The sequence below is a fragment of the Enterobacter cloacae complex sp. P18RS genome (genome assembly GCF_014982105.1).
Taxonomy (GTDB): Bacteria; Pseudomonadota; Gammaproteobacteria; order Enterobacterales; family Enterobacteriaceae; genus Enterobacter; species Enterobacter hormaechei_C.
In genome coordinates, this window is record NZ_JADCKV010000026.1 from 120,068 (window position 1) to 131,458 (window position 11,391).

An 11,391-nucleotide genomic window follows, 5' to 3' on the forward strand; every position below is an offset into this window, starting at 1 on the left:
CAATCAAGGTGCAAAAATGAAAAAGTTAATTATAGCTGCCATGTGTTTGTTTTTTATCAGCGCGTGTAAGCCTGAGAAAAATGATTTTATTAAAAATGGCGAAAACATCGTCAGAGAGAAATTAAATAACCCAGATGATGCTAAGTTTAACGCTGAATATTTTAAGTATGGTGATAATGCAGCATACGTTTGTGGTGATGTGACTTACAAAAAAAATAATGATGGCACAAGTTATCGTAATAAATTTTACGTCTATGTCGAGATTATTGATGGGAAATTAACAAGTAATGGTTCAGCAGTGGTGATTAAAGAGGACGACAAGGCATTTCTTGAGGTCTATAAGACGCTTTGCAGGTAGGGCAATTTTATTCAATACGAAGCTCGCTGTGTGCGAGCTTTTTTATTTGGTGAAAGCATGGCAACTCTTCGCGAACTGATAATTAAAATCTCTGCTAACTCCCAATCGTTCCAGTCGGAAATTTCCCGCGCCTCACGCATGGGGCAGGATTATTACCGAACCATGCAAAATGGTGGCCGCCAAGCGGCAGCTGCGTCCAGAGAAACTCAGAGAGCTTTGGCTGACTTAACGGGACAACTTAATTCCGCTAAAGCGTCTGCTGTTGGTCTTGCCGGAGCATTTGCAGGAGCATATGCCACCGGGCACCTTATTTCTTTAGCTGACGAGTGGAGTTCAGTTAACGCCAGGTTAAAGCAGGCATCACAATCTACAGATGATTTCAACGAGTCACAGCGCGCGCTGATGGAAATCAGTCAGCGAACCGGTACGGCATTTTCAGATAATGCCAGCCTCTTTGCGCGTTCAGCCGCTTCTATGCGTGAATATGGCTACAGTTCAGAAGAGGTTCTGAAGGTAACCGAGGCTATATCAACAGGGCTTAAGCTGTCAGGTGCAAGCTCGTCTGAGGCCAGTTCTGTAATCACGCAGTTTAGCCAGGCTCTGGCGCAAGGTGTTCTTCGTGGCGAGGAATTTAACTCTGTCAACGAAAACGGTGATCGCGTTATTCGCGCGCTGGCATCCGGCATGGGTGTCGCCAGGAAAGACTTAAAGGCTATGGCCGATCAGGGACAACTTACCGCCGATAAAGTTGTTCCGGCTTTAATCAGCCAGCTTGGGGCGTTACAGGATGAATATAGCGCGATGCCACAGACCGTTGCATCAGCAACGACCAAAATTGAAAACGCATTTCTGGCGTGGGTAGGTGGTGCAAATGAAGCCACTGGGGCGACAAGCGCGCTAACCGCGGCATTGAATGCGATTTCAGATAATATCAATACCGTTGCCTCTGCTGCTGGCGTGCTGGCGGCCATCGGAGGTTCAAGATTTATTGGCGGCATGATTGGCGATCTTGGAAGCCAGACGGCGCAGTTGGTTGAAGCGAGGAAAAATGAAATAGCGCTCGCCGCCGCAAGGGCAAGTACAGCCACACAATCACAGCGCAAGGCCGCTGCCGATGCTATTGCTGCTGAGCGGGCTTACCAGCTTGCTCAGTCAGAACTTGTGCTGGCAAAGAATACTAATGCTGAGGCTACTGCCACTCAAAATGCCATATCCAAGCGCCGGGCAATGATTACAGCAAATGCGGCACTGGTACAGTCAAACAGAGCCGTTGCAGCCTCTCAGCAGGCACTAAACTCTGCAACATCAGTGCTGGGGCTTGTAAAAACAGGCGCTACAGGCCTGCTGGGTCTTGTCGGCGGGTTGCCTGGGCTGTTGATGCTGGGGGCCGGTGCCTGGTACACGATGTATCAGAATCAGGAGCAGGCACGTCGTTCCGCCCAGGAGTATGCTGGTCAGATTGATGAAATTAGGCAAAAAACCTCAAAAATGTCTCTGACCGAGACGGATGAAAATCGTGGGCAAACCGTTGAGGCTCTCGTTGAACAAAATCGTTTGGTTGATGAGCAAGCCAAAAAGGTTGGTGAGCTGAAAAACCAGATCGACGATTTGAATGCATCGCGTGGAAAACCGGGCATTACCAGCGAGAACGATGCAAATATCCTTAAAGCAATAGCTATTGTTACGGATCAACTCGCTGTTGAAGAGGGAAAATTGAATGACATGCGAGATAAATCTCGCGGCATTCAACAGGCTCTCGAAGAAATTGAGCGGCGTCGTAATGATTTAATACGCGAACAAGCCTGGCGACAGAATGCGGTATATCAATCGATGATCATGATGAATGGTCAGCATACTGAATTTAACCGTCTGCTGGGTCTGGGAAATCAGCTATTAATGGCCCGGCAAGGGCTGGCTAACGTCCCGCTCAGACTTCCTCAGGCCGACCTCGACAAAAAGCAAACCGATGCCCTCGAAAAGAGCCGCCGGGATCTGGAGTTGTCACGCCTGAAGGGTGAAGCAAAAGAGCGACTGCGTCTGAGTTATGCAGCCGATGATCTGGGGTTAACCAGTGATCCGCAATTCCAGACAGGCCGTCAGGAGTTGATTAATAACGGCCTTGCTGAATGGCGGAATAATGAGGCCAACAAACCTAAGGCGAAGGGCGGTAAAACCGAAGGCGAGAAAACCGAGGATGTGTATAAGCGCCTTATCAAGCAGCAAAAAGAGCAGATTGCCCTGCAAGGCCAGAATACTGAACTGGCGAAGGTTAAATACCAGGTCAGCCAGGGCGAACTTGCTTCTCTGACAGAAGCCCAGAAAAAGACGGTATTGCAGAATGCTGCGCTGATTGACCAGGTTAAATTACGTGAGCAACTGCGAAATTACGAAGCCAACCTTGCTGACAGTAACGCCAGCGCCCGCGCAGCCAATGAAGCGCAACTGCTGGGCTACGGGCAGGGCTCCCGGTTCCGTGAAAGACTTCAGGAGCAGTTCAATCTGCGTAAGGATTTTGAGCAGAAGAATACCGATCTTCTCCGCCAGCGTCAGGCTGGTGAAATCGACGAGACGTTCTATCAGCAGGGGCTGGCACTTAATAAGCGCTACCTCGAAGAGCGCCTGCGCGACCAGGAGGGATATTACGCAGCTTCTGATGCGCAGCGTGACGACTGGATGACGGGACTGTCTGAGGGTTATGCGAACTGGGTGGACGAAGCCACTGATTATTCTTCCATGGCCGCTGACGGCATGAAGCAGGCCATGGGTGGCGCGGTCACCACGATCACCGACATGCTCAATGGCAACGTTGACAGCTGGAAGGGCTGGGGCGTGAGCGTACTGAAGATTATCCAGAACGTTCTGGTGAACATGGCTGTTGCTAATGGCGTCAGCTCAATTGGATCACTGTTCAGTTTTGGTGCCACGTCAGCCGCAACCGCCAGCAGCGGTACCGCTATTCAGAATGCTGGCGCGAACTTCACATTTAATGCGAAGGGTAATGTTTACGACTCTCCGTCCCTGAGCGCTTACAGCAATGGCGTTTTCCAGACGCCTCAGCTGTTTGCTTTTGCCAAAGGCGCAGGGGTTTTTGCCGAGGCTGGTCCGGAAGCCATTATGCCGCTTACGCGCGCCGCTGATGGTTCGCTGGGCGTTCGGGCAGTTGGTACTCCGCAGGTCTCCGGCGGTGTGCCTTCAGTTAACTTCGGCGATATCAATATTCAGGGTGGATCACCACAGGCAGCCAGTCAGGGAACAGCCGGCGCCGCTGGCAGACAACTGAAAGATGCCATCACTGGCGTCATTAACGAACAGGCCAGCATGCCGGGCTCGCCTCTGTGGCGATTAATCAAGGGAGTTTAACCATGGCAGTCGAAACCTTCAGCTGGTGCCCAAAGGTTGCCTCTCAGGTTGATACAAGTTTTCGTACCCGAAAGGCGCAGTTTGGCGATGGCTATACACAGGTGGCCGGGGACGGCATCAACCCGGCAACACCTCAGTGGAGCGTGAGCTTTACCGGCGACGAGGCTTACATTCAGGCCATTAAAAACTTTTTGAACAGACATACAGGGTGGAAGTCATTTATCTGGAAGCCGCCGCTTGAGCCTTCAGGTTTATGGCGCGCGGAATCCTTCCAGATATCTACCCACGGCAACAAAAAATACACCCTCAGCAGCACATTCATACAGGCATACCATCCATGAGTATTTCATCTGATGTCCAGAAACTGGAACCGGGTAAGCGCGTCCGCCTGATCGAGGTGGACGGTTCAGCGTTCGGTGCGGGTATTCTTCGCTTTCACAACGAGACAATCCCGCATACCGAGGCGGAAATCATCGCCGCAGGCGGCGACGAGTCAAAACTTGAGCCGAAGTCGGTGTGGTGGCAGGGGCAGGAGTATGGCGCGTGGCCGTATGAACTGACCGGCATATCTGTAAGCAGTGACGGCCAGAGTTCACGGCCGTCCCTCACCGTGGCAAACATCAGCGGTACGATTGGCGCGCTGTGCCGAAGGTTTCAGGGGATGGCTAAAGCAAAGGTGATCATCCATGACACCTTCGCCCACTACCTGGACGCAAGAAATTTTCCTGACGGGAACCCGACTGCGAATCCCAACGAGGAGCGCAAACAGGTTTATTACATCGACCGTAAATCAGGATCGGACGATGAAACCGTAGAGTTTGAGCTTTCCAGTCCAGCCGACCTGCGCGGGCAGCTCATTCCGACCCGGCAAATTCAGCCAATGTGCACGTGGTGCATGCGGGGCTGGTACAAAACCGGGAACGGCTGCACCTACGCCGGGCAAAACGGCTGGTTCGATAAAGACGGCAACCGGGTGGACGATCCTTCACAGGATGTTTGCTCCGGACTGCTGTCAACGGGCTGCAAACCTCGTTTCGGAGAGAATGAGCAGCTGGATTATGGCGGGTTCCCCGGGGCTTCACTTCTGAGAGGATAATCATGCGCGAGAAAACAGTTAGCGCCATTCTGGCGCATGCCGCCGCATCCTTCCCCGAGGAGTGCTGTGGCGTGGTTATTCAGAAGGGGCGGGTGGAGAAGTACATCTCCTGCAAAAACAATGCTGAGTCACCGACTGAGCAATTTGAACTCAATCCTGAGGATTATGCGGCCGCCGAAGAGCAGGGCACTGTGGTGGCGATCGTCCACAGCCATCCCGGCGACGGGGCAACAACTCAGCCGAGCGAGCTCGACATGCTGATGTGTGATGCCACGGAACTGCCCTGGATTATTGCATCGTGGCCGGAGGGCGACATTCGCACCGTCATGCCTCGCGGAGACCGTCCCCTCGCAGGGCGCCAGTTTGTACTCGGGTATGCAGACTGCTGGTCTCTCATCATGGACTATTTCCGCATCGAGCACGGCATTGAACTGCCCAACTACAGCGTAGATCGCCACTGGTGGGAGCAGGGTGAAAACCTCTATATGGATAACTGGCAGGAATGCGGTTTCCGTGAGTACGACGGTCCCGCTCAGCCAGGTGACATGGTTATCATGCAGGTTCAGTCCACCGTCCCGAACCATGCCGGGATTTTGCTTGATGGCAACATGCTACTGCATCACATGTATGGCCAGCTAAGCCAGCGTATTCCCTACGGTGGCTATTACCGTGACCGTACCATCAAAATTCTGCGTTATAAGGATTTGATGTAATGGAAAGAAAAACCGTTATCAAACTCAGCGGCTCAATGGCTCAGCGATTTGGCAGGACACATCGCCGCGCACTAACGTCGGCCAGCGAAGTGTTCAGGGCACTTTCTAACACCATTGACGGCTTTGATGCTTATCTGCGTGAAGCTCGGGCAAAGGGACTGGATTTTGTTATTTTCCGGGATCGTCGCAATATCGGGCATGAAGAGTTTGAACTCCTGGGGCCGGGTGATGAGTTAAGAATAATCCCTGTGATAAGGGGCAGTAAAAGAGCTGGAGTTTTCCAGGCGTTACTCGGAACGGCTCTGGTCGCTGCTGCCATATGGATGCCGGGAGTTAGTATCGCAGCAAGTAACCTCATGTTTTCCGTTGGTGCCGCAATGGCCGTTGGCGGTGTAGTGCAAATGCTCTCTCCTCAGGTTTCAGGCCTGCGAATGCGTCAGGAACCTGATAACAAACCCTCCTATGCGTTTGGTGGTCCCGTTAACACGACGGCATCTGGCAATCCCGTCCCCCTGCTTTATGGGCAACGGGAAATTGGCGGCGCCATTATATCCGCCGGGGTTTATGCAGAAGATCAGCAATAAACCAAACCACTTACTGCAAGCCACCTGACGGTGGCTTTTTTATGGACGCGATATGACGACGACAATCATCAAAGGCCGCGGTAAAGGTGGCAGCAATCAGACCCGAACACCCGTTGAAGCACCGGACAGCATTCAGTCCATTGCAAGGGCAAAGGTGCTGATTGCGCTTGGAGAGGGTGAGTTCGCTGGCGGGCTTGATGGTAAAAACATTTTTCTTGGTGACTCATCTTCCTACACGCCTCTTCAGAACGCCGACGGAAGTTATAACTTCAATAATGTGAAATATGAGTTCCGTTCCGGTACTCAGGACCAGGACTACATTCAGGGCTTCCCCGGCATTGAAAACGAACTTCAGGTTTCATATGAGCTGAAACAGGCTGTGCCGTACGTGCGCGCGGTATCCAACACGCAGCTCTCTGCGCTGCGAATTCGCCTGGGATGGCCAACTCTTTTACTCCAGAAAAACAACGGCGATAAAGTCGGCACCCGCGTTGAGTATGCTATCGATCTGTCGGTCGATGGTGGGCCGTATGAAACGGTGGTTAACGGTGCTGTTGATGACAAAACCACGTCGCTTTATGAGCGCAGTCACCGCGTCAATCTTCCGAAAGCCTCGACTGGATGGCAGTTGCGGGTTCGCAGAATCACACCGGATTCCACGAGCGTGAATATCGTCGACACCATGCGCGTTGTGGCCGTTACTGAAATTATTGACGCCAAACTTCGCTACGTTAACACAGCGCTGCTGTATGTGGAGTTTGACGCAAAGCAGTTCCCCAATGGCATTCCTCAGGTTGTGTGCAATCCGAAAGGGCGAATCATCCGTATACCTGATACTTATGATCCCGAAACCCGCACTTACTCTGGTACATGGGAGGGCGTATTTAAATGGGCATGGACGGATAATCCTGCCTGGATTTATTACGACATCATTCTGAACGAGCGCTTCGGGCTGGGTCAAAGAATTGATGCGACTCAGATAGACAAATGGGAGCTTTATCGCATCGCCCAGTATTGCGATCAACTGGTACCAGATGGCAAGGGCGGAAGTGGGACGGAGCCTCGTTTTCGTTGCAACGTTTATATCCAGGACCGTAATGACGCCTGGACTGTACTTCGTGATCTGGCGGGTATATTTCGCGGCATGACGTACTGGGGCGACAATAAGATGTATGTCCTGGCTGATATGCCACGGGATGTGTGGCACATCTATAACCACGCCAGCGTTGTTGAAGGAAAATTTACTTTTGCGGATCCGAGTGAAACCACCCGAAACACTGCCGCGCTGGTGAACTGGTCAGACCCTGCCAACCACTATAAAGACACGCCTGAGCCTGTTTACGATAACGATCTGGCCATGCGCTTCGATTATCGTCAGCTCGAAATGACTGCGATCGGCTGCACCAGGCAGTCAGAGGCAAACCGGCGGGGGCGCTGGGCGCTGCTCACTAACGGTATCGGCGAGGTGGTGACCTTCAGCACGGGCATGGACGTTCCCCCCGTTGGTGAGGTGATCGGCGTGGCAGCTAACGAGCTGGCCGGAAGAACTATCGGTGGCAGGGTGAGTGCGGTTAATGGCCGCAACATAACCCTCGATCGCGCCGCTGATGTGAAGGCCGGGAACCGGCTGTTTTTGAATCTTCCGTCAGGCACAGCTCAGGCCAGAACCGTCCAGGCCGTTAACGGAAACACAGTCACTGTCACCACACCCTACAGCGAAACGCCGGAGGCTGAATGTAACTGGGGTGTGGACTCTGACGATCTGTTTATAGCGCTTTTCCGTGTTACGGGAACGCGGGACAACAACGATGGCACTTTCGAAGTCACCGGGACGACTTACAACCCTGACATCTATTCCGCCGTTGATACCGGTGCAAGACTTGACGAGCGGCCAGTCAGTGTCATTCCACCCGGGGTTCAGGCTCCCCCAGGAAATATTGTCGTAGACAGTTACTCTACGGTTAACCAGAACATTGCGATTACCACCATGCGCGTTGCCTGGGATGCTGTTCAGGGTGCAGTTGCGTACGAGGCGGAATGGCGGCGTGACAGCGGCAACTGGGTAAGCGTGCCCCGAACGTCTTCTCTAGGTTTTGAAGTGCAGGGTATCTACTCGGGTCGCTATCTGGTCCGCGTCAGGGCGGTGAACGCCAGCGACGTTTCATCAGTCTGGGCGACATCATCAGAAGTGAATCTTACGGGTAAAGTGGGCAATCCGCCGAAACCGGTCGGCTTCATCGCTTCTGATAATGTGGTTTTCGGTATCGAGCTGAGCTGGGGATTCCCGGCGAACACCGACGACACGCTGAAGACGGAAATTCAGTACAGCCTGACCGGGACGGAAGACGATGCGATGCTGCTGGCAGACGTACCCTATCCGCAGCGCAGGTATCAGCAGATGGGCCTTAAGGCAGGGCAGACTTTCTGGTACCGGGCGCAGCTGGTAGATCGAAGCGGAAACGAATCAGGGTATACAGACTTTGTGCGCGGGCAGGCCAGCATCGATGTATCCGATATCACCGATGCAATCCTGGAGGACATGAAAGGCTCCGATACGTTCAAAGACCTGATCGAGAACGCGGTGGACAGCAATGAAAAAATTGCTGGCATGGCTGACGATATCAAACAGGCCAACGACGAACTTGAGCAGCAGGCGCAGGAAATCGCCAAAAACGCCCAAGATATTGGGAAAGTTCAGACCAGCGTTACAAACCTGTCGAGCACGGTCGGAAATGTGTCTTCTTCTCTGAGCGAGCTTGAGCAGACAGTGGCGACCGCTGATACCGCGCTGGGTCAGCGAATCGATAACATCAGCGTGTCTGTGGACGGTATGACGGGAGGAGTGAAGAACTCTGCCATCGCGATTATTCAGGGCAACCTGGCGCAGGTGGCGGCGCGCAAAACGCTGTCTGCATCCGTCGCCGGTAACAGCGCTCAGCTGGACCGCATTGATGAGGTGATCGTCAACGAGAAGGAGGCGACGGCGCGCTCGCTGCTGAGTTTGCAGACTGACGTGAACGGCAACAAGGCATCCATCAACAGCCTGAACCAGACGTTCTCCGATTACCAGCAGGCTATGGCCACGCAGGTAAACAGCATCACGGCAACCGTCAACGGGCATACTTCAGCGATCACCACCAACGCGCAGGCCATTGCGAACGTCAACGGGGACCTGAAGGCGATGTACAGCATCAAGGTCGGGTTATCCAGCAACGGCCAGTACTACGCCGCAGGGATGGGGATCGGCGTCGAGAACACGCCATCCGGCATGCAGTCGCAGGTCATATTCCTGGCTGACCGCTTCGCCGTAACGCACCAGGCCGGAGCTACGGTGACCTTACCTTTTGTTATCCAGAACGGGCAGGTGTTCATCAGAGACGCGTTGATAGGTGATGGCACCATCAACAACAACAAGATCGGCAACTATATCCAGTCCAATAACTATGTCGCTGGATCAGTCGGGTGGAGGCTGGATAAATCCGGTACGTTTGAAAACTATGGTGCAACAGCTGGCGAGGGGGCCATGAAACAGACAAACCAGACAATCAGCGTGCGGGACTCCAACAATGTGTTGAGGGTGCAGATTGGGAGAATCACTGGTACATGGTGACTGGAGGCCCCTTATGGGGCCTTTTTTTTTGAAAGAGAAAACTATGGCTGAATACGGTGTTCAATCCTGGGACATATCAGGCAAGGTAAATAACTATGGCATTAAGCCCGTCAGTGTTTGTGGCTATCTCCAGCTGGCCCAGAACCAGAAAACAGGCTCTTACTCCGTAGCGCTTCCACCGGGTTGCAGGCTTACCTATTTTCAGGTCATGAACGGTGATCAGTTTGGAACGAGTCGGAGGAAGATCACTATTTCAGGGGGAACCGCGACAGTGTCAGCAGTAGGCGATACCGACTACTCAGCAGGGACTGAGCCTGCGGCAGCGGCTTATCTCATTTTCCAGATCGAGAGGGCATAAATGGCGGAGTATGGCGGTTTACTGACAACGACGAGCGGGGAAGTATGGGTGACCGCGAACAGCTCGCCAATCGCTCTACAGGCGCGAAAGACAGCGGCACTTCAGGGAACAACGGGTTTCAATACCAAAGTGACGCATACATTCCCCGCAGGTCAGCCCGTTGTCGCCTTCGTTCATTGTACGGTTGAGGTCGAAATCACTCAGACGATAAGCGGGAACACCATCACGATTGATTTTCTCAGACCGAATGCAACCGGCACAGCATACGTTTATTTTTTCTCTATTTTCCCACAGACAAAGCCAGACTACGGGCTGGCCGTGTGGGATGCTTCAGGGACGCTGATTTTAACAAACGAAACGCGCACGCTGAGCGATGTTGTCACCCTCGGTACCGCCGGGGTGGATGCCAGCTCAGGATACAACATCAATACAACTCTGGCGGGGAAGTGGGCCTGTATGCCTGCCATGCTGGGGCTAATTACCGGGGTTGTATCGGCCGGCGGTCAGCCGCAGCCCTACTCGGCCATATACAAGAGCATGGCAAAGCTTGAGGGAAGCAGCACGCGAATATTCGCCAGGCCGCAGACAACCCCCGGCGGAAACCTTCAGAACGTCGCGTATTCGAATCTGAGGAACGTGATTATGGCCATTAACTGCGCCAATTATGATTGATCGTTTTTAGCGATCAATTTTGAATAATTGATCTATCAAATCAATTATATCCCGTTGATTCATATTGTTATTGTGTAGCTTCATGAATGCCCTGGGATATAACCACTATGAAAAATATGATTCTTTGCCTGGCGGTAGCGGTATTGCTCTCCGGTTGCGCTGGCGTTATTGAGAAGCAGCAACCCGTATGCACCGGAACAGCCCTGGTCGGCGGGCAGGAAAGCAGCGTCCAGATCTACGGAGTCCGTAAACAAAACAATCAGACGCAGTACCGCGCCGGTTATCCCTTTAAATGGTCATGGGTGAGCGCCAACACGTTCACCAGCACCACCTGCCACTAACCCATTCAGTTTGAACAAACCCCGCTCCGGCGGGGTTTTTTATTGCCTGGAGAAAATATGCTTTATAACACTGGCACCATCGCCATTAACGGAAATACAGCCACCGGCACCGGCACGAACTGGACGGCACCGGCCAGCCAGATTCGGGTTGGCCAGACGTTATTTGTTCTTTCTAACCCGGTACAGATGTTTCAGATCACGGCCATCAACAGCGCGACGTCACTGACGATTACACCCGCTGCGTCTCCGGCGCTGAGCGGCCAGAAGTACGGCATTCTTGTTACTGATAGTCTCTCGGT

Annotated in this window: 10 protein-coding genes and 1 pseudogene; all 11 read left to right on the forward strand. The window is 52.9% G+C overall.

Going from position 1 to position 11,391, the window contains the following annotated elements:
• The first annotated feature begins 16 nt into the window (after positions 1-16).
• On the forward strand, positions 17-358 hold the full coding sequence (locus INF61_RS19670) for a hypothetical protein (protein WP_045349446.1): 342 nt from the start codon (positions 17-19) through the stop codon (positions 356-358).
• Between the two features lie 57 nt (positions 359-415).
• Positions 416-3,718: a phage tail tape measure protein gene (locus INF61_RS19675; protein WP_193548030.1), complete on the forward strand. Its 3,303-nt coding sequence runs from the start codon at positions 416-418 to the stop codon at positions 3,716-3,718.
• A gap of 2 nt (positions 3,719-3,720) precedes the next feature.
• The gene (locus tag INF61_RS19680; RefSeq protein ID WP_063959197.1) at positions 3,721-4,059 is read left to right on the forward strand and encodes a phage tail protein; all 339 of its coding nucleotides are present in this window, start codon (positions 3,721-3,723) and stop codon (positions 4,057-4,059) included.
• Positions 4,056-4,814: a phage minor tail protein L gene (locus INF61_RS19685; protein WP_006809150.1), complete on the forward strand. Its 759-nt coding sequence runs from the start codon at positions 4,056-4,058 to the stop codon at positions 4,812-4,814. The genes INF61_RS19680 and INF61_RS19685 overlap by 4 nt, the downstream gene beginning before the upstream one ends.
• Positions 4,815-4,816: 2 nt before the next feature.
• Positions 4,817-5,527: a C40 family peptidase gene (locus INF61_RS19690; protein ID WP_193548031.1), complete on the forward strand. Its 711-nt coding sequence runs from the start codon at positions 4,817-4,819 to the stop codon at positions 5,525-5,527.
• Positions 5,527-6,111: a tail assembly protein gene (locus INF61_RS19695; RefSeq protein ID WP_022648879.1), complete on the forward strand. Its 585-nt coding sequence runs from the start codon at positions 5,527-5,529 to the stop codon at positions 6,109-6,111. The genes INF61_RS19690 and INF61_RS19695 overlap by 1 nt, the downstream gene beginning before the upstream one ends.
• 52 nt (positions 6,112-6,163) lie before the next feature.
• Positions 6,164-9,721: a phage tail protein gene (locus tag INF61_RS19700; protein WP_193548032.1), complete on the forward strand. Its 3,558-nt coding sequence runs from the start codon at positions 6,164-6,166 to the stop codon at positions 9,719-9,721.
• A 43-nt stretch (positions 9,722-9,764) separates the two neighbouring features.
• A complete protein-coding gene (locus tag INF61_RS19705; RefSeq protein WP_193548033.1) occupies positions 9,765-10,079 on the forward strand; it encodes a hypothetical protein in 315 nt (104 codons plus the stop codon).
• The gene (locus INF61_RS19710) at positions 10,080-10,751 is read left to right on the forward strand and encodes a hypothetical protein (protein WP_193548034.1); all 672 of its coding nucleotides are present in this window, start codon (positions 10,080-10,082) and stop codon (positions 10,749-10,751) included.
• A gap of 107 nt (positions 10,752-10,858) precedes the next feature.
• Positions 10,859-11,092 (forward strand): hypothetical protein, encoded by a 234-nt coding sequence (locus INF61_RS19715; RefSeq protein ID WP_022651129.1) that lies wholly within the window; start codon positions 10,859-10,861, stop codon positions 11,090-11,092.
• A gap of 57 nt (positions 11,093-11,149) precedes the next feature.
• A pseudogene (locus tag INF61_RS19720) lies at positions 11,150-11,391 on the forward strand (phage tail protein); the annotation flags it as partial.